We start from the raw sequence: 23,959 nt of genomic DNA, 5'->3' as shown, positions 1-23,959 counted from the left end.
TTGTTTTAAACATTTACCGCCATTATACGTTATTCCTACTTTCTCGAAAATCTTCTATGAGTCCATATAAAACAGAAGCCAGAAATACCTTACGACTGGCACTGCCGATAATATTCGGTGAGCTGGCACAGATGAGTCTGCATCTCATCGATACAGCCATGATCGGCTATACCGGTTATAAACAATTAGCAGCTGCGGCACTGGTATTAAATGTCATCAACATACCTTTCATCTTTGCCATTGGTATAACCATATCGGTAGCACAAATGGTATCACTGGCTCACGGCAAATTCGACAAACCTTTAGTATCTCACTATTTCTATAATGGTTTTTGGCTGTGCGCGTTTTGTGGTGTCCTCATTTCGGCACTATTATTATTTAACCGAGATATCCTATTGCACCTGAAACAAGACCCCGAGGTTGTGACATTGGCAATGCCATTCATGACCTTAATGAGCATTTCTATCGTGCCCATGGTGCTATTTATGACGCTCAAACAGTTTACTGACGGACTACAATACACCAAAACCGCCATGGTCTTATCCATAGCAGCCATTCCGATAAATGTTTTTCTCAACTGGTTGCTGATCTACGGAAACTGGGGCTTCCCTCGAATGGAACTAATAGGTGCAGGTTACGCCACACTCGTTACACGTACCACAATCTTCATTGTTTTAGCTATTGTTATTTTAAGACATAAAATATTCAGAAAATACATTGCTATTGCGCGTAGTCAATGGTACCTAAAACGAAGCACCTTAAAACAATTATTGAAAATAGGTATTCCTAGCAGCTTGCAAATAGGGATGGAAGCCGGTGCCTTTGCCGGTTCAGGGATTATTGTAGGTACAATCGGGGCTGCAGAGCAAGCAGCGCATCAGATTGCGCTAAGCTGTGCCTCATTTGCTTTTATGGTTTCCGTGGGACTATCCCAGGCCGGCTCCATAAGAGTAAGCCATGCTTATGGTACCCTTAACTACAAGCGGATAACCATAATAGGTAAAAGTACCATTGCCATGGCTTGCATTTATGGTTCCATATGTTGTGCGCTGTTTATGCTTTTTAGAAACCAATTGCCATTTTTGTTTAACGACGAAGCGCATGTAACCAATATAGCCGCTACACTATTACTTCTGGCTGCTATTTTTCAGATTCCAGATGCGGTACAAGCTACCAGTGCCGGCCTCTGTAGAGGCATTAAAGACGTGAACGTTCCTACTATTTTTATATTTATTGCTTACTGGATATTGGGTATCCCATTGGGGTACCTCATGGCCTTTACTTTCGGATGGAAAGAAAAAGGTATCTGGCTCGGATTTATTAGCGGGCTTAGCTTTTCTGCCATATTCCTAACGTTGCGATTTTTGAAGAAAATCAGGCGGGGGTGAAAATTTTGCATTTCGGTATGACATTCTGACCTTGATATTGTAGCGGTATTAAATTTGATAATACCTGATAAAAATTTTCAATATGGCACAAGAGAAAGGAACCATTTCTATACATACCGAGAACATATTTCCCATCATTAAAAAGTTTTTATACAGCGATCATGAAATTTTTCTGCGTGAACTGGTTTCAAATGCCGTAGACGCTATACAAAAAGCTAAAAGACTGGTATCCCTAGGCCAGTTTCACGGCGAATTAGGAGAACCGTTAGTACAGGTAAAAGTAGACGCTAAAGCCAAAACCATTACTATCTCGGATAATGGTATAGGCATGACTGCCGATGAAATAAAAAAATACATCAATCAGGTAGCTTTCTCCGGAGCCTCTGAGTTTCTGGAAAAATATAAGGAAGCGAAAGACGCCCATGAAATTATTGGACAGTTCGGACTGGGTTTCTATTCAGCCTTTATGGTGGCGGATAAAGTAGAAATTCAAACCCTTAGTTATCAGCCCGGAGCCGAACCTGCTAAATGGGTTTGTGATGGCAGCACCAATTTTGAAATGGACGCTGGCAATCGTTCTGAACGAGGTACAGATGTTATCCTTTATATCAACGAAGAAAACAAGGAGTTTCTGGAAGAATACAAGATTCAGGAAATTTTGGATAAGTATGCCAAATTCCTTCCGGTGCCCGTACAGTTTGGTACCAGAACCGAAACCCAACGCGATGGCGAAGATGAAGAAGGCAAACCCAAATATAAAGAAGTAGAAGTTCCAAATATCATCAATACCGTACAGCCTATTTGGACCAAAGCTCCTACCGAATTGAAAGATGAAGATTATTTAGCTTTTTATAAAGAGTTATATCCATTTTCCGATGATCCATTATTCTGGATTCATCTGAATGTAGACTATCCATTCAATCTAACAGGTGTACTATATTTCCCGAAAATCAAAAACAATTTTGAACTACAGCGCAATAAAATAAGGCTCTTCAGCCGTCAGGTATTTATTACCGACGATGTGAAGGATATCGTACCAGAGTTTCTGATGTTGTTGCACGGTGTAATTGACTCACCGGACATTCCATTAAACGTATCGCGATCTTTCCTTCAGGCGGATAGCAATGTAAAAAAGATTAATACCTACATTACTCGAAAAGTAGCCGATAAATTGGCGGAGTTATTTAAAAATGATCGAAAAGCTTACGAAGAAAAATGGAGCGATATCGGTTTATTTGTAAAATACGGTGCTATTAGTGAACCTAAATTCTGGGAGCGCGCGAAAGACTTTGTGCTGTTGAGTAATATCAAAAAAGAATTCTTTACTCTGAACGAATATCGGGATAAAGTAGCTCCGCAACAGACCGACAAAAACAATAATATTGTATACCTATATGCTACGAATCCAGAAAAGCAACATGCATATACCAATGCCGCTGATAAAAAAGGCTATGATGTTTTGTTGCTCGACGGGCCAGTAGACAACCACTTTATTAGTCACCTGGAACGGGAACTAGAAAAAACCTATATCAAACGAGTAGATGCGGACACTATCGAAAAATTGATTGACAAAGACGAAAAGATTGAAAGCAGCCTCAGTGAGGAACAAACTAAGCAACTGGAGGAACTATACAAAAGTGCCATTACAAAACCCAATATGGAAATCAGTGTGGAAAATCTCGCTGCTGATGCTTTACCGGTTACCATCACTATCGATGAATATACACGTCGCATGAAAGATATGGCTGCTCTAGGAGGCAATATGGACTTTTATAGCACCTTGCCGGATCACTACAAAGTAACTGTAAACGCTAACCATCCTTTGGCCACAAAAATTCTATCCGAAAGTAGTAAGGAAAAACAAGCAGCGTTGGCACAACAAGCTTTTGATCTGGCACTGCTGGCGCAGGGCATGCTTACAGGCCCTGATTTAACCGCCTTTGTAGAAAGAAGCGTGAAGATGATTTAAACCCAATATTACTCCTAAATAAAAAACGCCGGTGTATAAGCCGGCGTTTTTACTGTCAATCATTTCTAACTATCTGGTATAATCTAGCACATTGTTTTTTCTTTCGATATCAGCCATTCTTTGAGAAGGATCAATCTCTATCCTTGCTATATCCGAAAGTTTTAAATCGGTACTTACAGTATATGTAGCATCGGTCCAGCGCCATGCCGGATACAATTTTCTAGGAATAGAAGCATCCTCAACAGGCTTGGCTCCAAACATCAAATTCATCGGAATATAATGAAGTTCTTTGCTTCCCTGCTTAGAAGTTATCACTAAATCAATCGGCATGGGTATGAATCCATGATTGCGTAGACGAATTTGAACTTTATTATTTTCTTCCCACACGCTATCAATACCATAATCGATAGTTTGGGTTGTTTGCACCCATTTTTGTTTGTACCAGTCCAGTTTCAGGCCACTTCTCTGTTCAGCCACATGAATAAAATCGTTGACATCGGGGTGTTTAAACTTCCATTTATTATAATAATCCAGTAAAATCTGGTCCCGTACAGAGGCACCTACAATATAACCGAGCTGCTCAAGAAATACAGCACCTTTAGAATAGCTGGCCACACTATACGCCGCATTGGTATTGAAATGATCTGCATGGGTAGTAAGAGGTTCCTCTAGACCGCTTCTCACAATAAAGTAATAACTTCTATAATAGTCCGGTACGCGCCTAGCGCTTGTATCTCCATTTAGCCAAGCCTCTACCCTATCGTCTGCATAAGAAGTGAATCCCTCGTCCATCCAGGCGTAAAGACTTTCATTGGTAGCTAGCACTCCCTGATACCAGCTATGCATCCATTCGTGCAACCAAGCTCCGGGGCTTGCCAATAATGTAGCCATTGGATATTCCATACCTCCATCACCTCCAGTGATAAAAGAATATTGTTTATACGGATAAGCGCCAAAATGTTTAGCTATATAAGGATAAGCTTTTTCTGCTTTATCCAAGATTGCTTCCCACTCCTTAGGATCTTTACCTGCCGGCTTGTAAAGTAAGCGTAGTGTAATGCCCTCTTTAAGAACTCTTGTTTTATGAACAAACTCGGGATCTGCTGCCCACATAAAATCATGCACATTAGATGCTGTAAATTTCCATGTTAGCTTGTCGCCTGCGGGCCGTACGACTTTGGTCCCCGAAGCTTCGTATCCGTATCCTATCTGCTGGGCGTTGGTAAGATAGCCGGTACCGCCTAAAATGTAATTTTTATCGATGGTGATATTTACGTCAAATGTTCCGAAAGGACCATAAAACTCTCTACCCACATAAGGAGTAGGATGCCATCCTTCACGATCATAGGCGCAAATACGCGGATACCATTGACTCATGGAATAGCGTACTTTAGTAGTGGGATTATCACGACCGCTTCGGCGAATCTGTAAAGGCACCTGCGCTTCAAATTCCATATCGAAAACCACTTTCTGCTTTGGCAAAATAGGTTTGCTCAGGTTTACCTTTAATATGGTTTCGTGCACTTCGTATTGCTGAGGTACACCGTTCATTTTTAATGAAAGTATTTTCTGATATCCGATTTCGTCAGGTTTGAGGTTGGCAATACGGTCTCTCACGCGGGTATCCCAATCAGGACGATTGTTCACTAATATCTTACCCTGACGTTGACTGCGCACATCCATCATACTACCGGGCTGAAAAGCATTCCAGTACAGATGATAGAATACTTGTTTTAAAGTATCGGGTGAGTTGTTCCAATATTCCAGCTTTTGCTTACCGGAAAAGCGATTCGTTTGCACATTCATGTCTATATCCATTACATAATGAACACGCTGCTGCCAGTAATTACTTTGAGCTGAAAGAGATAAAACTGTTCCCAAGGATAACAGAAAAAGCAATGTATTTTTTCTTGTCATATAAATAAGTATTTGTGGGGATCCTTAATTCTTGAAGAGCAATTTCAGTAGCGGCCCAACCGCAATCTTATACCTTTAAAAATAAATATTATTTAGTTAAGATTTCTCATATCCTCCCACAACGATAACGATTTCACCTTTCACTGTTTTCTTACTGAAGTAGTCAGCCACTTCCTGTAAAGTTCCTCTTTGCGTTTCTTCAAACATCTTAGTTAACTCTCTGCTCACACTACAGGGGCGCTCCCCTCCAAAATATTGGATAAAATCTCTGAGCGTTCTAAGTAATCGCATGGGCGATTCATAGAATACCATGGTACGTTCTTCGGTTTTCAGCTTTTCCAACAAGGTATGACGACCTTTCTTAAGTGGCAGAAATCCTTCAAAAGAAAACCTGTTAGTAGGTAGTCCACTATTTACTAGGGCGGGCACGAATGCAGTAGGGCCGGGTAAACTTTCTACCTTTATTTCATTACGAACGCAGGCACGTACGAGCAAGAATGCGGGGTCTGAAATGCCCGGTGTACCAGCGTCCGTAACCAATGCCATTTTTTTGCCCGCCGCCAATTGCTGTACCAGATGATCAACTATTTTGTGCTCATTATGCTGGTGATAAGGCGTAAGTGGTTTAGATATCTGGTAATGATTTAAAAGATGTGAGGTGGTACGCGTATCTTCAGCCAATATCACATCCACCTCCTTTAGTAACTCCAAGGCTCTTAAAGTAATGTCCTTCAGATTACCAATAGGAGTAGGAATAAGATATAACATCAGCTAGTGAAATTGATGAACAAACGATTAGTACTCACATTTATCGGCCCAGGCAAAAGCCACTTATACTATTTTAATACGTTTACTTCGTAGTATTCCATTACAGCATTGGCCAATAGTTTCTTGGCAGCCTCCTCTCCAACGGTTTTGGCGGCTTCTTCACTTTCTGCATCTACCTGCAGAATAATATTCTTGCCAACTCGTACGTCTTCTACGTTCTTTAAACCTAAATTTTCCAATCCGCCTTTTACAGCTTTACCCTGCGGATCTAATAACTCTTTTAGAGGCATGATAATCACTTGTACTGTATAACTCATAACTAAATTTTACCTGGCTTAAAAATCAAAGATACGAGAACGTAGCTCACAAAAATAACAGGCACCGCCGCCCATCTTAAAAAAATGATGGCTACAATACCTATTAGTAATAAAATGAATTTCTCAATATTGCTTTTAACACTGAAATTTTTAAACTTTAGGCTGATTAAAGGAAGATTCACTACCATCAGCAGCGATACCACCACAGTGATACCATATAAAACATATGGATTCAAAACAACCCCCTCCCAGAATGAGTTATCACCCCCAACAATGAATGGCAAGGAAGCTATGGTAAGACCTGCAGCAGGCGAAGGTACCCCTTTGAAATAATAGGTTTGTTCCTTATCGAGATTAAATTTGGCTAGACGCCATACTGCACAACAAGGGATTAATAACGCCGGCAACAAATAGCCTATATTATCAGGAGCCATTCCATTTCTGCTCAGTGCAAGTTCCAATAATCGATACATAATCATTCCGGGAGCTACACCAAAAGTTACCGCATCGCACAACGAATCTAACTGTGCGCCCATCTCGGAACTGGCATGCATTAGTCTCGCTATAAATCCGTCAAGGAAGTCCACCACTGCTGCTAAAAATATATACACTCCTCCAATCATAAGGCCAAAAGAAAAATCGCCCGGTTTATTGCTAAAAAGCAAGCTATCACCGTCTTTAAAAATATAGATGATAGCCACACAGCCAAAAACCAGATTTAGTAACGTAAAGAAATTGGGGAGCTGTTTCATATTGACTTTATTAACTAATGCCCTTTACCGCTTCATCAGTCTTTCGATATCATCAGCCTCAATGGGAATATTCTTCATCAAGTCTATATTACCGTTCTTAGTAAGCCAATAGTTATTCTCAATACGAATGCCCATTTGCTCTTCCTCAATATAGATACCGGGTTCTATGGTAAGGAGCATGCCGGGTTTGAGCGGCGTCCGGAACGGCCCTAAGTCATGCACATCCACCCCTAGATGATGCGAAATACCATGATAAGTATAGCGACGATAAGCACGGTTTTCGGGGTCTTCGTTTTTCACATCAGCCTTTGTCAGTAGTCCCAATTTCAGAAAGTGCTTGGTAAGCTCATCACCTACCTTCTCGTGATATTCGGCGATGGTGATACCCGGTTTCAGAATACTGGCACAGTAGCGATGGACAGCTAGGCAGGCATTGTACACTTCTTTTTGTCTTTTCGTAAACTTACCGTTAACAGGTACTGTGCGGGTTAAATCAGCATTATATCCACCGTATTCAGCACCAAAATCCATTAATATCAGCTCACCGTCTTTACACTGATTATTGTTAAACACATAATGCAATACACGAGCATTATCACCACTGGCGATGATACTACCATATGCTTCTCCGGTAGCACGTTGGCTTAGGAAGGAGTGCATAATTTCTGCTTCTATTTCGAACTCCCATACACCAGGCTTGATAAACTTCAATAATCGACGGAAAGTATTATCGGTAATATCGATAGCCTTTTGTACCACTTCTATTTCGTGCTTAGTCTTTACGGCACGCAATTCTTGTACTATAGGAGCTGCACGCAAATAATGATGTAAGGGATATCGTTCTTTTAAATACTTAATATAACGGGTCTGTGCCGTATCGGTCCAGACACTTTTGCGATCATGCTCGTTAGAATCTAAATACACATGCTCTGCAGCATGCATCCAGCTTTGAAACAGTGCGGGCAATGCATCCAGCCATACAATGGTTTTAATACCGCTGATAGCCTGCGCTTCTTCCTTTCTCAACCTTTTCCCGTCCCATTTTTCCTTTAGTTCATTAGGGCGTACCAGCACCAGCACTTCTTTATACTTGGGATCGGGGTTATCGGGATACAGGATCAGCATAGTCTCTTCCTGACGAACACCAGTGAGCCAATAAAGCGTACTATTAGGCTTGTATTTATATACGGCATCTGCATTTTGAGGCATTTCATCATTAGCCACAAAAATAGCGATAGCGTTTTTTTGCATCTTGCTCACAAACCGCTTACGGTTCTGAATAAAAAGAGTAGGGTCTAACGGAAGATATTTCATCGAACTATTTTTTGAGGCGCTAAAGATAGGCAAAAAAGCCGGAGCCTTAAATACACGTATGGCAATGTCGCTCTTTAAGATTGTTAGCAACTAAATCTATGCTATTCTGACTCAATAGGTTAAGCGATGTACTGGATTATCGGATGTAGCTAGGCGGATTAGAACAATCCATATAGGGTTGAATCCACCTTGGTAATGATTTCACCGAAGTGTTCTTCGTTTTCGGCAAACTTATTTTTGTCTACGTCGATCACCAAAAGCGGACCTTCTTTATAGGAAGCTACCCATTTGTTGTAATACTCATTGAGTCTTTTCAGATAATCTAGACGAATGTTTTCCTCATACTCCCGGCCGCGTTTCTGAATCTGTCCCACCAGTGTGGGCACAGAAGCACTCAGATAAATCATCAAATCGGGAGGTTTTACCATCGACTTTAATGTTTGGAAAAACTCAAAATAGTTATCATAATCGCGTTTACTCATCAATCCCATCTCGTGGAGGTTGGGAGCGAAGATATGTGCATCTTCATAGATAGTCCTATCCTGTATAACAGTTTCGGTGCCATTTTGGATTTCCAACAACTGTTTTAAACGGATATGCAAAAAGTAGATCTGCAGGTTAAAACTCCAGCGGGGCATATCCTCATAGAAGTCCATCAGATAGGGATTGTGGTCCACATCTTCAAAATGAGGAATCCACCTATAATGTTTGGCCAGCATCTGGGTAAGCGTAGTTTTTCCTGCCCCAATATTTCCGGCAACAGCAATGTGCTTGGGTTTAGATTTTGATTTCGCCATTTTCACAAGATGGTTAATGCTTTATTGTCCGAGCTTTAAATAACTTCATTAAAGTTCGGCAATGATTATGCTTATTCGATCGCTATTTATCAAAAATATAATAATCCCATGGCTTTTCGCACTTCTTTCATAGTGCGTTCAGCACTTTCTGCGGCCTTTTCTGCACCTGAGCTAAGAATTCTATTCAGCTCCGCCTCATTATCACGAATATCCTGAGCCTTCTGCCGAATCGGAGCAATATACTGTACCATATCTTCCGCTAGTTGCTTCTTCATATCACCATAACGGATGGCACAGTTGTTATAGTCTTCTTCAAATTTATGAATTACTTCTTCTTTACTCACCAGTTTCATCAAGTCAAAGAGATTCTCAATGTAATCCGGCTTAGGGCTATTGGGTTCAGTAGGACCTGCGTCGGTTTTGGCCTTCATTATTTTTTTGCGGATCAGATCATCATCATCGGCAAGATAAATAGTAGCATATTGGTTCTCACTTTTACTCATTTTCCCCGAACCATCCAAGCTGGGTACTTTCAACAGAGCTTCACCAAAATTAAATGCTTGCGGCTCTGGGAATACCTCACTATATCTGTGATTAAAACGGTTGGCAAAAGTGCGGGTCATTTCCAGATGCTGTTCCTGATCTTTTCCGACAGGCACCAGTTTAGCGCGATGAAGTAAAATATCAGCTGCCATCAATACCGGATAAGTAAGCAAACCGGCATTGACATTATGAGGCTGCAATCGTACTTTATCTTTAAAAGTGGTTGTCTTTTCCAACTCACCTTTATATGCCAGCATATTTAAGTATAAATACAACTCGGTAGTTTGTGGCACATCGCTCTGACAATAAAGAGTTACTTTCTGAGGATCTAGTCCACAGGCCAGATATTCAGACACTACTTTTAGTACATTTTCTCTTAGTTCCTTTGTGTCGGGATGGGTTGTTAAAGAGTGCAGATCGGCTATAAAGAAAAAGCATTCATACTCATTCTGCATCTTCACATAGTTGCGCAGAGCACCAAAATAATTTCCCAAGTGCAGATTTCCGGTTGGTCGAACACCACTTACTACTATTGCTTTGTTACTCATAGGCTGCGAAGATAAATTTAAAATGCAGAACAGGAAATGGAAAAATCAATAAGTTGCTTCCACTACCCTTCTTTTGGGAACTTCGGCAGCTTCCTATAAGTAAATATTGCAATAAGAAATCGAGACTAGTGGCTAATTAGGACATTAAGGATACTTTTACATCCATCATCTGTCTGATGGCATCCGCAATACCTGCAGCATCGTATCCGCACTCATGATGTAGTTCTTTTGGCGTACCGTGTTCTACGATTCTATCGGGAATTCCGAGGATGCGAATATCGTTCTTGTATCCATGTGCGGCCATAAACTCCAGCACAGCACTACCAAATCCGCCCACTACAGTTCCATCTTCTACCGTAATGATTTTTTCGTATTTGCTCAATGCCTCATGAAGTAGTTCCTCATCGAGGGGTTTAGCAAAACGCATATCGTAATGAGCGGGATCTATCCCATCCTGCTTTACATCGCGAATGGCGGCAGCTGCAAAATTGCCGGGATGTCCCAAAGAAAGGATCGCTATATCTCTTCCATCTTTGAGTTTTCTACCTTTCCCTATGGGAACTTCTTGCATGGGGGTTTGCCATTGGGGCATCACACCTTCACCACGGGGATATCTGATTACAAAAGGCATTTGAGTAGATTCCAGTTGTGCAGTATACATCAGATTTCGCAGCTCACTTTCGTTCATGGGAGCACTGATGATCATATTAGGGATACAACGGAAATAGGCTATATCATAACATCCGTGATGGGTAGGGCCGTCATCCCCTACCAGTCCGGCGCGGTCTATACAAAGTACCACAGGCAGCTTCTGTATCGCTATATCATGCACCACCTGGTCGTATGCACGCTGCATAAAGGTAGAATACATATGACAGAACACCCTTAACCCTTGAGTTGCTAGGCCGGCACTTAGCGTAGCAGCATGCTGCTCGCATATACCTACATCGAATGCTCGATCTGGCATCTCCTCCATCATGTACTTAAGAGAAGAACCCGAAGGCATGGCGGGCGTTACTGCAAAGATCTTATCGTTCTGTTTAGCTAGCTCAATGATGGTTTTTCCAAACACATCCTGATACTTAGGTGGCTGAGGAGTGTCGAATTTCTTTTTATATATTTCTCCTGTTACCTTATCAAATGTACCTGGAGCATGCCATTTGGTTTGATCTTTTTCGGCCAGGGCATACCCTTTACCCTTTGTAGTAATTACGTGCAGAAGTTTAGGGCCTGGGATATCTTTCAGGTCGTTTAAAGTATCAATAAGTTTGGTAATATTATGCCCGTCGATCGGACCAAAATATCGAATCTTAAGCGCTTCAAAAAGATTGGAACTACTGTTCACAAGCCCCTTTACGCTTTCGGCCAGTTTGTGCATCATGGAGCGGGTAAATTTATTACCCACGGGCAATTTGCCCAATGCATTCCATATATCGTCTTTCAGTTTATTGTAGGTACGTGAAGTAGTAATATCTGTGAGATATTCTTTGAGCGCTCCCACGTTGGGATCAATGCCTATCCCATTATCGTTGAGAATTATTAGCAAATTGGTATTGGCGACACCTGCATGATTCATGGCCTCGAATGCCATACCGGCGGTCATGGAACCATCACCGATGATGGCAACCACTTTTCTATCCTCCTCCCCTTTATACTTGGCAGCGATTGCCATACCCAGCGCAGCGGAAATGGAGGTGGAAGAATGCCCTACACCAAAAGCATCGTACTCACTTTCAGAACGTTTGGGAAATCCGCTTAAACCATTGTATTTTCTGTTAGTAACAAACTGATCGCGGCGCCCGGTAATGATTTTATGACCATATGCTTGATGCCCTACATCCCAAACCAACTGATCGTAAGGAGCATTATATACATAATGCAATGCAGTGGTAAGCTCTACTACACCCAAGCTGGCGGCAAAATGTCCGCCGTGCACACTTACAACGTCAATAATATATTGCCTCAGCTGTTCACAAAACTCATGCAACTTCTCCCGTGGAATTTTTTTCAAATCCTCAGGACTATTCACAGATTGAAGTAAGGGTCCAAGTGTAATAGTCATCCAACAAAGATTTGGACAAAAATAAGTATTTTGATAGGTAAATTTCTCTTTCTAATTTATAAAACTAGAAGTCGCTTCACTGCGTAAGAATATAGGAATAGCTTGTTTCAACCCTTAAGGCAACACTCAAAATACAACCATTTTATTATCACAGCTTTATCATACAAAATGCATCCGTAAAAAGATTCTCAGCAAATTACATTCATCATTATCCGTTTATACATCATCCTTACCACTGATAATTTATTTGAAGAAGCTTGCGGCTTCCTGCTTAGATTTGTTTTATGGTAATCGGCAAAAGATACTATTGGGTATTGCAGATTTTGGGATGGAGTGCCTTTTTTTTCTGGCATTTATTTCTAGCCTGGTCGCTCGATAAAATGAATGACCCTCAGGAACGCATCATCATGATACAGCGCATGGCAAGTTTCAGTATACTAGGATTGATACTGTCACACTTACTGCGCATTGCGATACTCAAAACAAAAGTGCTCTCGCTTAAAGTATCGAAACAGATTGCACTGCTACTTTTATATACACTAATCACCTCCTTTGTATGTGGCATTATCGAATGGGTCGTTTTAAAAAAATTGGAACTACTCCATAAGAGCGAATTAGGGATTTTGAACAAATCCCTATTGCTTCTCTTACTAAACAATGCCTTTTCTTGGTTTTTCTATTTCCTCATCTGGAGCTCCGTATATTTCGGTTACCACTATATTACCAAGGCACAGCAAGAACAGATAGACAATCTCATCTTAAAATCGCACATTAAAGAGTTGGAGCTAAAAACCATTAAAACGCACATCAATCCTCATTTTATCTTTAATGCGTTAAATGGTATCAGAGCTATGGTGGATGAAGATCCTCAACGAGCCCGAAGAGCCATTACGGAGCTGAGTAATATTCTGCGAAGCAGTATCAATCTTGATAAATCTGAAACAATTGCCTTATCAGATGAACTGAATATTGTGAAAGATTATCTAGCTCTGGAACAGATGCGTTTTGAAAGCAGACTACAAGTGTCTTTTAATATTGAGGAGGAAACGCTTTACCAACAGATACCTCCAATGATGCTGCAAATGTTGGTGGAGAATGCCATTAAACATGGTATTAGCCATGAAGTAAACGGGGGCATTGTCAAACTTACTTCTACCGTAAAAAACGGCCTTCTTGAACTCATTGTTGAAAATACCGGACAATTGAAAGCAACACCCCCCGACAGCGGTTTCGGAATAAAAAGCATTCGAGAAAGATTATCCTTAGTCTACGGAGATAATGCAACTTTCGAAATAAAGCAAGCCGCACCCCATATTGTAGAAGCTAAACTTCAATTGCCTCTCACATTATAACCGATGCATATGAGAACAATTATTATAGATGATGAAAGGCTGGCACGTGCTGAACTTGCCAAACTATTACAACCTTATACCGATATCGAAATTATCGATGAAGCCTCCAATGCTAATGAGGCGATAGAAAAAATCAACGCACTACAGCCTGATTTGATTTTTTTGGATATCCAAATGCCCGGCAAAACGGGATTTGAAATGCTTACAGAGCTTGATTTTGTGCCTACAGTAATTTTTACTACAGCTTATGACGAATATGCCCTAAAAGCATTTGAGGTAAATGCGCTGGATTATTTATTAAAACCTATTGAATCCAAAAGATTGGAAGCTGCCATCAATAAAATAAAATCTACCATTAAAAACACACCCAATGATGAACGCCCCAAGCACGAAGAAATACTGGGTGAAAACAGTCAGGTCTTTCTTAAGGATGGCGACAAATGCTGGTTCATTCAACTATCCGAAGTACGGCTATTTGAAAGTGTAGGCAATTATGCCAAAGTATTTTTTAATGGACACAAGCCTTTAATCTTAAAATCACTTAACGCACTGGAAGAAAGACTAGACCCTAGAATTTTCTTCAGAGCCAACCGTAAACACATCATCAATCTGCGTATGGTGGAAAAAATCGAACCTTACTTTAATAACGGATTATTAGTAGAATTAAGGGGTGGTGAAAAGATAGAAATCAGCAGAAGACAGGCCGTTAAATTCAAAGAAAGAATGAGTTTCTAATGATAAAAAGGTATTACTTTAAAAAACGGATATTTGCTTAAACTTTTCTGGAAACATGAAAAAAGTCATTGGTTATACACTGCTACTTTGCAGTACTCACGTATACGCACAAAAACACATCAACATTCGTGTAGAAGATGTTTCTAAAACCATCAGCGTACTGGCTTCCGATTCGTTACAAGGCCGTAAAGTGTTTACTCCTGAAATTGATAAAGCCGCACAATACATTGCTGAAGCCTTTCAACAAGCGGGGTTAAAACCTCTCAAAGGCAATAGCTTTCTCCAATCTTTTAGCATGGTCAGTGCCACTCAGGAATCGCTTACAGCCAAAAGCAACGGAACTGAAGTAGATCCCCAAAAAATTGTGCTGATTACATCTAAGCCCCAAATCACGTTATCATCACACAATCTTTCGATAGAAAAAATTACGGCTACTGATAATTTCTTCTCTAAAGCGATACAATTCGCTGCCAGTGACAAGGATTTGTTGGTTGTGGTAGATCCAGCCTTTGCAGACAGATTTCCACGCCTGAGCATGCTGAAACGTAGCTTTTTTCAATCTGCTGCTAGTGTAGCGTTTGTATTAGGCGATGTCGATACCCAGAACCTTACTATAACAGCCTCACATAACATAAAAGAACATCAACTTGCCAATGTGGTAGGCATTCTACCCGGAAAGAAAAAAGCTGATGAATATGTTATTTTCTCTGCGCATTACGATCATCTAGGTATTGGTAAGCCCGTAAACGGCGATAGCATTTATAACGGCGCCAATGATAATGCATCAGGCACCACCGCGGTAATTGAGCTAGCAAAATACTTTAAAGCCAAAGGCGATAATGAGAGAACATTAATATTTGCAGCGTTCACTGCTGAAGAGAGTGGAGGTTTTGGCTCACAGTATTTCAGCAAACAACTACCTCCGGAAAAAGTGGTTGCCATGTTGAACATTGAAATGATTGGTACCGATAGCAAATGGGGGAAAAATAGCGCTTACATAACCGGATTTGAAAAAACAGATTTGGGTACCATTCTTCAGAAAAATCTAAAAGGCACGGATTTCAATTTTTATCCAGATCCTTATCCAGATCAGCAATTATTCTATCGCTCCGACAATGCTACTTTAGCCAGACTGGGGGTTGCGGCTCACACCATTTCCACTTCAAAAATGGACAATGAACCCAATTATCATAAACCCAGTGATGAAGTATCTACATTGGATCTTGAAAACATGACGGCTATTATCAAAGCCATTGCCTTGAGCGCCAAAAGTATTATTGCAGGAACTGATACTCCTTCCCGAGTAGATACAAGTGATTTAAGATAGGAGCATCACTTACGAAGTGCCTCCCGTACTTTTGGAGCGATTTTAGTTCCAAAGATTTCGATAGACTTCATGATTCTGTCATGAGAAGGGGCCCCTACGTCCATATGAGCAGAGAAGCGTGTTAGTCCGAAGAGCTCTTGCAATTCGAGAATTTTATCGACAGCTTCATCAGCATCACCGATTATCAAATGTCCACCCTTACCACGTCCACGATCATATTGTACGCGCTGATAAGGAGGCCATCCGCGACTGCGCCCAATCCTATCCATTTGAGCGGAATAAACTGGATAGTAATAATCAGCAATTTCCTTGCTGTCCTCACCAAAGAAAGCATGTACATGCACCCCCACTTCAAAAGCATTCATATCGTGCCCAGCCTGTTGATAAATCGCCTTATTATAGTCAAATAACGGCTTGAACTGTACGGGGCTACCCCCAATAATCGCAAACATTACAGGCAACCCTAGAGAGGCTGCACGCACCACGGATTCGGGCGTACCACCCACAGCCACCCATATTTTTAAATGATTATTGACTGCGCGAGGTAATACCATCTGTTCCTTAAGCTCTGCCCGAAATTTTCCTTTCCAGGAAATAATTTCCTGTTCATTTATTTGTAATAACAAGCGCAACTTCTCATCGAAAAGTGCATCATAATCATTCAAATCATAACCATAAAGAGGGAACGATTCGATAAAACTACCCCGCCCGGCCATGAGTTCCGCTCGGCCATCAGATATTAGATCCAACGTTGCGAAGCTTTGATACAATCGCACCGGATCGGAAGAACTCAATACCGAAACAGCACTTCCCAGCTTAATTTTTTTAGTAACAGAAGCCAATGCGGCCAATAACACTTCCGGGACAGAAACAGCATAATCAGGCCGATGATGCTCCCCTATTCCGTAAAAGTCAAGGCCCACTTCATCCATAAGCTTCACTTCCTCAATAATTTCCTGTAGGCGTTGCTGTGCAGACTGAGGTTTTCCATCGGGTCCTATACGCACATCGCCAAACATGCCTATACCTAATTCCATTGTTATAACTTTAATGTATATAGGATAACACGCATTCTATAGGAATTGTTTTGCAAGTGATGCATACAGACATGCAATAGCTATTGTTCTCTATGCGCTAAACTACAAGCTTACACGGGAAGAAGAAGCGTGAATGGCCGTGCTCATTTCTGTAATCAACGAAGGGTCTTTTTCAATGGCGTTACCTACGACTACTACATCGGCGCCTGCCTTACAATTATTATAGGCCTTTTCGGGATCCTTAATACCTCCTCCTACAATTACCGGGGCTTCTACATTTTGCGCCACCGACTGAATCATACTTTCTGAGATAGGATTTTTGGCACCACTGCCTGCATCCATATAAATCACGCGCATACCCAGCATTTCGCCTGCCAGAGCCGTGCACATAGCCACATCATTTTTATCGTGTGGAAGTGGAGCAGTATTACTAATATAGGATACGGTGGTTGGAGCACCTCCGTCTACAACAATATATCCGGTTGGAATAATTTCCAACCCACTGTTTTTAACAAACGGAGCAGAAACAACATGCTGACCTATCAATAATTCAGGATTGCGGCCGGAGATTAATGATAAATACAAAAGCGCATCTGCATGCTTACTTAGTTGCGAGGGATTGCCTGGAAATAGTACCACCGGAATATCGCATGAAGATTTGATTTGTTTGATAATTTCATCCAAATGATCTGTAATTACCAAACTCCCCCCTACAAAAAAATAATCCACCTTCGCATCAACGGAAACCTGAATCAATTTGTGAATAGAGGAATTATCAACCCCGTCCGGATCAATTAATACTGCAAAGGATTTTTGCGCAGCATTTTTCTTTTCCCGCAGGGTTTTATAAATATTCTTTTTCATTCAACAGAAACAGGTTTCTGCAAAAATGCAAAAACTTTTTGAAATATCTTTATTTATTAAAGTATGGCAATCCACCACTAACTTTGGCATTTAAAAGACACTGATTATTTAAATCATTCCATAAAATATGGCTGCATCAATACATCCGTACGCATACTTTTCGCCGACAAGAAATACGCGCTATTGGGTATTAAGCATATTCATGCTGTTATTGCATTTTATAAGTAGCGCGCAGCTTAACAGAGTTTTTTACGAAAGCAATAAAATAGTAACAGCCAAAAATGGCGCTGTCGTTTCAGCTCATCCACTAGCAAGTAAAGCCGGACTGCTAGTATTGCAAAAGGGGGGCAATGCTGTAGATGCTGCTATTGCCACTCAATGGGCACTAGCAGTGGTATATCCCGGCGCGGGCAATATTGGCGGCGGGGGTTTTATGGTGGCTTATTTAAAAAATAAAGAGGCCATTGCACTCGATTATCGCGAAATGGCTCCTGCTGCAGCTCACAGAGATATGTATTTGGACGAAAACGGTAATCATATTATTGAAAAAAGTCTTTATGGCCATCTGGCCAGTGGTGTTCCGGGTACGGTGGCGGGCCTCTTTGCTGCGCACAAATATGCGAAGCTCCCGATGAAAGTATTGATGGAGCCAGCCATTGAATTGGCCGAAAAGGGCTTTGCAATTACAGAAACCGAAGCCGAAACTTTAAACAGAGCCCAAAAAGATTTTATCAAATATAATACTATTCAGCCTGTATTTGTTAAACCTGAAGGATGGAAAAAAGGAGATCTATTGATACAAAAAGACCTTGCCAACACTCTCAAACGCATCAGCGATCACGGTGAAAAAGAGTTTTATGAAGGCAAGACAGCTCAGCTAATCGTTGAAGAAATGCAACGTGGCAAGGGCTTAATTACACTCGATGATCTAAAAAACTATAAAGCAAAATTTAGAACACCGCACATTTTTGATTATAGAGGATACACTATTATCGGCATGCCGATGCCTAGTAGTGGCGGAATATTGCTACATCAAATGCTAAAAATGATTGAGCCCTATGCTATCAATAAGATGGGATTCCATACGCCTCAGTCTGTACAATTAATGATAGAAGTAGAACGTCGTGCTTATGCAGATCGCGCCAAATATATGGGTGATGCAGATTTCTACAATGTACCGGCAACCGAATTAACCAGCAAGGCATACCTAAAAAAGCGTATGAAAAACTACAAGCCCAATATAGCTGGGAACAGCAAGGATATTATAGAAGGCGTTATACCGGGTTACGAAAGCGAAGAAACTACCCACCTCAGTGTTATCGACAAAGAAGGCAATGCTGTTGCCGTAACCACAACTTTGAACAATCATTACGGCAGTAGAACCGTAGTAGGCGGCGCAGGTTTTATACTCAATGACGAAATGGACGACTTCAGTGCTAAGCCCGGTACTCCTAATCTTTACGGAGCCGTGGGGGGTAAAGCCAATGCCATAGAGCCGGGAAAAAGAATGCTCAGTTCTATGACACCAACTATCGTACTTAAAAATAAAAAACCTTACCTCGTTGCAGGAACCCCTGGCGGAACTACGATACCCACTTCTGTATTTCAAACTATCTTAAACATCATCGATTTTAAAATGAGTACCGATGATGCCGTAAACAAACCCAAGTTCCATCACCAGTGGCTTCCGGACGAAGTATATATCGAACAGAACTTCCCTAAGGCTACCGCTGAAGCATTAACCAAAATGGGATACAAACTCAAGGAGCGAAAAAGTATCGGACGCACAGAAGTTATCAAAGTTCTACCCGACGGTAGTTTTGAAGCAGTTGCCGACAGGCGTGGTGATGATAGTGCTGAAGGCTGGTAATATCTTCTCAAATTCCAATTATATATGAAAGCTTTTAATACCATTGCTTTACTGCTGCTTTCCAATTCTTTCATGACATTGGCTTGGTACGGACATCTGAAATTTTTTAGCAAAGACAGTAATCATGCAGCTACTCCTCTTTGGATGATTATACTGTTAAGCTGGGGAATAGCCTTTTTCGAATATTGCTTTCAAGTGCCGGCAAATAGAATCGGCTCTTCAGAAACAGGCGGCCCCTTTTCGCTGGTACAATTAAAGGTATTGCAGGAAGTGATTACGTTAGTAGTATTTGTAATTTTTTCAAAACTTGTTTTTCACAACCTTCAGTTTTCCCTGAATCATTTTATAGGGTTCGCACTGCTCGTAGGTGCTGTATACTTCATCTTTAAGGGGTAGCCCTATAAGTGGCTAGTTCCTTACGGGCGACTTCAAACTCCTCCCATACACGCTGCACTATATCGGCGGCGGGGGGAAGGTCTTTAATTAGGGCACTCACCTGTCCTATTTCCAGTTCGCCCTCAGAAAGATTACCTTCAAACATTCCCATACGGGCACGTCCTTTCCCCAAAAGTTGCATCAATTCGTCCTTACCAGCGCCTCGCAATTCGGCAGCTTGCACCTGCTGATAAAACTCATTTTTTAATAAACGCACGGGAGTGAGTTGTTTTAATGCAAGCTGCGTATCGCCCTCCCCTGCCTGTAGCACCAAATTTTTAAAATTGATATGAGAAGAAGCTTCCCGACTAGCAACAAACCGACTGCCCATCTGCACGCCTTCGGCACCCAACGCAAATGCCGCCAACATTTGCCTACCCGTAGCAATACCGCCTGCAGCAATCACCGGAATAGAAACAGCATTCACCACTAATGGCACCAGCACCATAGTGGTCGTTTCTTCCCGTCCGTTATGACCACCTGCTTCGAAGCCTTCTGCCACCACTGCATCACAGCCGGCTTCCTCAGCCTTTACGGCAAACTTACTGCTGCTTACCACATGCACCACTTTAATACCCGCCTCTTTGAAATGCGGTGTCCAAGTTTTGGGATTACCGGCACTGGTAAATACTATGGGGACCTTCTCCTCAATAATGACAGCGACCTGTTGCTCGATATGCTGATATAACAAAGGAAGATTGACGGCGAAAGGCTTTGCAGTAGCAGCTTTACATTTTTGAATGTGCTCCCGCAAAATCTCTGGAGACATAGAACCGGCACCTATTATACCCAAGCCACCTGCATTACTAACAGCACTGGCCAATTTCCAACCACTAGCCCATACCATTCCTGCCTGAATAATGGGATATTGAATATTGAATAACTGCGTAATGCGCATGATACGTTTATGATTAATCGTGAACCAGACTACAGCAATTTACGATTAATACTATAAACTTCAGAAAAGACCAATTATCCTAAATCGATACTGGTATTATCGCCGATATTTAGACTGCGGGTTTCTCCCTTTAAGCGAGTGTCGCTACCAATAAGCGAATCTTCCAGTACGATATCGTAGAGACTACAATAAGCGCCTACAATAGAGTTTTTAACGATAGATTGTTTGAGATGGGTAAACTCTCCCAGAGTCACATTAGGCCCCACAATGCTGTTTTCGATAACACAGCCTTCTCCAATACTTACCGGAGGAATAATAACTGTATTTAGATACTTAGAAGCCTTTACCTCTTTACCAAATTTCTTAAGCAGCGTTGCGTTAGATTTCAGTAGAGTATCTTTATTTCCTGCATCAAACCAATTATCCACCTTAAATGAACCGAACTGTACCCCCTTCCGAATCATACAATCGATAGCATCCGTGATGGTGAACTCGCCGTGGGTAACTAGTCCTTTATTGATATTGTCATCCAGACATTCAAACAAGATGCTACTTTCTTTAATCTTGTAGATACCCACCATAGCGAGATTGGACTTAGGAATACTGGGTTTTTCAATAACCGATTCGATAAAACCGTTTTTATCTATTTCCGCTACACCAAAATCTCCCGGATTATCTACCTTACGTACCCCAATCATAGAATGAGGGCTTTTTAGCACGGCGCGAATATCATATTCGCAAATGGTATCTCCCAGCGTAATTAGCACTTCATCGCCCTTAACGGCATCCTTTGCCAAACTGATGGCATGCCCCACTCCTTTTCGATCTTCCTGACCTACAAAATGAGCGACGATATCACTGTGTCTGTCTTTTACGTAATGATATATTTTGTCTCCGAGGTATCCGATTATAAAAACAAACTCCTCTATACCGGCATCTTTAAGCTGGTCTATGATGATACTGAGAACAGTTTTACCCGCTAATGGAATTAAGGCCTTGGGCTGTGAATAACTATGTGGCCTTAGTTTCGTTCCGGTACCTGCAACTGGAATGATTGCCTTCATTATAAAATTAATCTAAAGCACCTTCAAATAAAGCGGTGAAGGTAAGTAAAAATGGAAAAATGGCTACATATACCTTTAGGAATCTTTAAGACAATAATCTTTGTCAAGTTTTCAAATCGCTAGTCTTATCTTTGCGCCATGCAACATGATACCATACTTTTCCAATTGCTGGAGAAAGAATTAGAACGCCAGCGCAACGATATTGAATTAATCGCTTCAGAGAACTTCGTTTCCTATCAGGTATTAAAGGCTATGGGCAGTGTGCCTGCCAATAAATATGCAGAAGGCTATCCCGGTAAAAGATATTACGGAGGCTGCGAGGTAGTAGACGAAATCGAAAATCTAGCTATAGATCGCTTAAAAAAGATATTCAATCTTAGCTGGGCTAACGTACAACCTCATAGTGGTGCACAAGCCAACGCTGCCGTATTTATGGCCGTGTTGAAGCCCGGCGATACCATTATGGGATTGGACCTAAGTATGGGCGGACACTTGACTCACGGTAGCCCAGCCAATTTCAGTGGTAAACATTACAATGTAATTTCATATGGTGTCAATAAAGACACCGGACTGGTAGAATATGACGATTTAGAGCAGAAAGCACTTGCTCACAAACCTAAAATGATTATCTGCGGAGCCTCAGCATACAGTCGCGACTGGGATTATGCCCGAATTCGTGCGGTGGCTGATAAAATCGGAGCCATTGTAATGGCCGACATCGCTCACCCGGCAGGTTTGATTGCTAAAGGATTATTAAACGATCCTTTCGAACATTGTCATATCGTAACCAGCACTACTCATAAAACCTTGCGTGGACCGCGTGGTGGTGTTATCATGATACGTCATGATTTCGAAAACCCCTGGGGCATTAAAGACCCTAAAGGCAATATCCGCACGATGAGCCAGCTGTTAGATTTGGCAGTGTTCCCCGGCTTACAAGGAGGACCGCTGGAACATATCATCGCTGCAAAAGCGGTTGCTTTTGGTGAAATTCTTGATGACAGCTTTACTGAGTATGCTAAACAAATTATTCGCAATGCCCAAGCAATGGCTGACGCCTTTATGGGAAAAGGCTACAACCTTATTAGCGGCGGAACCGATAACCATCTTATGTTGATTGACCTGCGCAACAAAAACATTACCGGTAAAAAAGCACAGGAAACTCTAGACAAAGCATTTATTACACTGAATAAAAATGCGGTTCCTTTCGACGATAAATCACCTTTTGTAACTTCAGGTATTCGGGTAGGTGTACCGGCCGTGACAACAAGAGGCCTGAAAGAAAAAGACGTAGTAGAAGTTGTAAATATGATTGACAAAGTGTTGATGAATGCCGATAATGAGCAATTAATTGCTGGCGTGCGCGAAGATGTAAAAGAATTCATGAAGCAGTTTCCGCTTTATCCGGAACTGGGATAATGGTAGCATCAACCAAGTTTTCAAAACATCATTGATAACTTTTTCGTATGATTCAAAGAAAACAAACACTTTGGCTGTTACTATCGTCGATATGTAGCGGTTTAACATTCAAATTCCCCTTTTATGTGGGTACGGTAGCTCCGGGTACCCAAGGCGTAGAGGGTCCCGAACTCACCGCTACGGACAATATCTACCTTATATTACTCACAGTGGCAGTGCTGGGGCTGGCTGTAGTGTCAATTTTCCTTTTCAAAAATCGTAAAAAACAAGTCCTACTTTGTTACTTGGGTTTACTTGGCGCTCTTGGCCTTCCAGTGGTTTATTATAATTACTCCCAATATTTTCAACAAGGTGCATTTGCCTTAACATCTTTACTCACAGTACTGATAATCATAGGCTTTATATTCGCCATCCAAGGTATAAGGCGAGATGAAAAACTCATTAGGGACTTAAACAGATTAAGATAGATAACAGCTTTTATCGCATAAATTAATTACATACGGAACTTCTTTGAGGTTCCGTATTTTTTTACTTTAACACACAGTATTTTACCCCCTCGATTTATTTAAATACCTTTGCACGC

The 23,959-nt window shown here is 41.4% G+C and carries 21 protein-coding genes; 9 read left to right on the top strand and 12 right to left on the bottom strand.

What is annotated here, in order from left to right; translation table 11 throughout:
• Positions 1–56 precede the first annotated feature (56 nt).
• Together V2H41_RS05130 and htpG are read left to right on the top strand one after the other, a co-directional pair.
• Positions 57–1,388: an MATE family efflux transporter gene (locus V2H41_RS05130; RefSeq protein WP_330974059.1), complete on the top strand. Its 1,332-nt coding sequence runs from the start codon at positions 57–59 to the stop codon at positions 1,386–1,388.
• A gap of 82 nt (positions 1,389–1,470) precedes the next feature.
• Complete coding sequence (gene htpG, locus V2H41_RS05125) at positions 1,471–3,357, top strand: molecular chaperone HtpG (RefSeq protein ID WP_330974058.1); 1,887 nt, start codon at positions 1,471–1,473, stop codon at positions 3,355–3,357.
• Between the two features lie 69 nt (positions 3,358–3,426).
• On the opposite strand, the gene V2H41_RS05120 is transcribed toward htpG, so the two are convergent.
• The 8 genes from V2H41_RS05120 to dxs all read right to left on the bottom strand — a co-directional run bounded on the left by V2H41_RS05120 (position 3,427) and on the right by dxs (position 12,375).
• On the bottom strand, positions 3,427–5,274 hold the full coding sequence (locus tag V2H41_RS05120) for a M1 family metallopeptidase (protein WP_330974057.1): 1,848 nt from the start codon (positions 5,272–5,274) through the stop codon (positions 3,427–3,429).
• A gap of 96 nt (positions 5,275–5,370) precedes the next feature.
• Positions 5,371–6,042 carry a 16S rRNA (cytidine(1402)-2'-O)-methyltransferase gene (rsmI, locus tag V2H41_RS05115; protein ID WP_330974056.1) on the bottom strand — a complete coding sequence of 224 codons (672 nt, stop codon included), beginning with the start codon at positions 6,040–6,042 and terminating at the stop codon, positions 5,371–5,373.
• A gap of 68 nt (positions 6,043–6,110) precedes the next feature.
• A complete protein-coding gene (gene purS / locus V2H41_RS05110; RefSeq protein ID WP_330974055.1) occupies positions 6,111–6,359 on the bottom strand; it encodes a phosphoribosylformylglycinamidine synthase subunit PurS in 249 nt (82 codons plus the stop codon).
• A 2-nt stretch (positions 6,360–6,361) separates the two neighbouring features.
• Positions 6,362–7,111, bottom strand: coding sequence for a CDP-alcohol phosphatidyltransferase family protein (locus tag V2H41_RS05105; protein ID WP_330974054.1), 750 nt, complete (start codon positions 7,109–7,111; stop codon positions 6,362–6,364).
• Between the two features lie 24 nt (positions 7,112–7,135).
• Complete coding sequence (locus V2H41_RS05100; RefSeq protein WP_330974053.1) at positions 7,136–8,425, bottom strand: aminopeptidase P family protein; 1,290 nt, start codon at positions 8,423–8,425, stop codon at positions 7,136–7,138.
• Between the two features lie 158 nt (positions 8,426–8,583).
• On the bottom strand, positions 8,584–9,222 hold the full coding sequence (locus V2H41_RS05095; protein ID WP_330974052.1) for a deoxynucleoside kinase: 639 nt from the start codon (positions 9,220–9,222) through the stop codon (positions 8,584–8,586).
• A gap of 89 nt (positions 9,223–9,311) precedes the next feature.
• Complete coding sequence (gene trpS, locus V2H41_RS05090; protein ID WP_330974051.1) at positions 9,312–10,313, bottom strand: tryptophan--tRNA ligase; 1,002 nt, start codon at positions 10,311–10,313, stop codon at positions 9,312–9,314.
• A 136-nt stretch (positions 10,314–10,449) separates the two neighbouring features.
• Positions 10,450–12,375: a 1-deoxy-D-xylulose-5-phosphate synthase gene (gene dxs, locus V2H41_RS05085; protein ID WP_330974050.1), complete on the bottom strand. Its 1,926-nt coding sequence runs from the start codon at positions 12,373–12,375 to the stop codon at positions 10,450–10,452.
• A gap of 284 nt (positions 12,376–12,659) precedes the next feature.
• Here dxs and V2H41_RS05080 point away from each other — a divergent pair, with 284 nt between their 5' ends.
• The 3 genes from V2H41_RS05080 to V2H41_RS05070 are packed head-to-tail and all read left to right on the top strand — an operon-like array spanning position 12,660 to position 15,789.
• Entirely contained in the window at positions 12,660–13,727 is a 1,068-nt protein-coding gene (locus tag V2H41_RS05080; protein WP_330974049.1) for a sensor histidine kinase, read from the top strand.
• A gap of 9 nt (positions 13,728–13,736) precedes the next feature.
• Positions 13,737–14,462, top strand: coding sequence for a LytR/AlgR family response regulator transcription factor (locus V2H41_RS05075; RefSeq protein WP_330974048.1), 726 nt, complete (start codon positions 13,737–13,739; stop codon positions 14,460–14,462).
• Positions 14,463–14,517: 55 nt separating this feature from the next.
• Entirely contained in the window at positions 14,518–15,789 is a 1,272-nt protein-coding gene (locus V2H41_RS05070) for a M28 family peptidase (RefSeq protein WP_330974047.1), read from the top strand.
• 5 nt (positions 15,790–15,794) lie between these two features.
• Here the strand turns inward: V2H41_RS05070 and V2H41_RS05065 are convergent, their stop codons facing one another.
• On the bottom strand, positions 15,795–16,826 hold the full coding sequence (locus V2H41_RS05065; protein WP_330974046.1) for an LLM class flavin-dependent oxidoreductase: 1,032 nt from the start codon (positions 16,824–16,826) through the stop codon (positions 15,795–15,797).
• Between the two features lie 102 nt (positions 16,827–16,928).
• Positions 16,929–17,690, bottom strand: a complete 762-nt coding sequence (locus V2H41_RS05060) for a phosphoglycerol geranylgeranyltransferase (RefSeq protein ID WP_330974045.1) — start codon at positions 17,688–17,690, stop codon at positions 16,929–16,931.
• Positions 17,691–17,817: 127 nt separating this feature from the next.
• On the opposite strand from V2H41_RS05060, the gene ggt reads away from it, so the two are divergent.
• The gene (gene ggt, locus V2H41_RS05055) at positions 17,818–19,560 is read left to right on the top strand and encodes a gamma-glutamyltransferase (RefSeq protein WP_330974044.1); all 1,743 of its coding nucleotides are present in this window, start codon (positions 17,818–17,820) and stop codon (positions 19,558–19,560) included.
• A 24-nt stretch (positions 19,561–19,584) separates the two neighbouring features.
• Positions 19,585–19,956, top strand: a complete 372-nt coding sequence (locus V2H41_RS05050; RefSeq protein WP_330974043.1) for a DMT family protein — start codon at positions 19,585–19,587, stop codon at positions 19,954–19,956.
• On the opposite strand, the gene V2H41_RS05045 is transcribed toward V2H41_RS05050, so the two are convergent.
• On the bottom strand, positions 19,946–20,893 hold the full coding sequence (locus V2H41_RS05045) for an NAD(P)H-dependent flavin oxidoreductase (RefSeq protein ID WP_330974042.1): 948 nt from the start codon (positions 20,891–20,893) through the stop codon (positions 19,946–19,948). The two genes, V2H41_RS05050 and V2H41_RS05045, sit on opposite strands and share 11 nt — an antisense overlap.
• Positions 20,894–20,967: 74 nt before the next feature.
• On the bottom strand, positions 20,968–21,957 hold the full coding sequence (locus V2H41_RS05040) for a sugar phosphate nucleotidyltransferase (protein ID WP_330974041.1): 990 nt from the start codon (positions 21,955–21,957) through the stop codon (positions 20,968–20,970).
• A 138-nt stretch (positions 21,958–22,095) separates the two neighbouring features.
• Here V2H41_RS05040 and V2H41_RS05035 point away from each other — a divergent pair, with 138 nt between their 5' ends.
• Entirely contained in the window at positions 22,096–23,376 is a 1,281-nt protein-coding gene (locus V2H41_RS05035; protein WP_330974040.1) for a serine hydroxymethyltransferase, read from the top strand.
• A gap of 47 nt (positions 23,377–23,423) precedes the next feature.
• The gene (locus V2H41_RS05030; protein ID WP_330974039.1) at positions 23,424–23,843 is read left to right on the top strand and encodes a DUF4293 domain-containing protein; all 420 of its coding nucleotides are present in this window, start codon (positions 23,424–23,426) and stop codon (positions 23,841–23,843) included.
• Positions 23,844–23,959: the final 116 nt, after the last annotated feature.

The organism is Niabella digestorum (genome assembly GCF_036409055.1).
GTDB classification, from domain to species: Bacteria; Bacteroidota; Bacteroidia; order Chitinophagales; family Chitinophagaceae; genus Niabella; species Niabella composti.
This window is presented reverse-complemented; position numbering and strand designations above follow the sequence as displayed.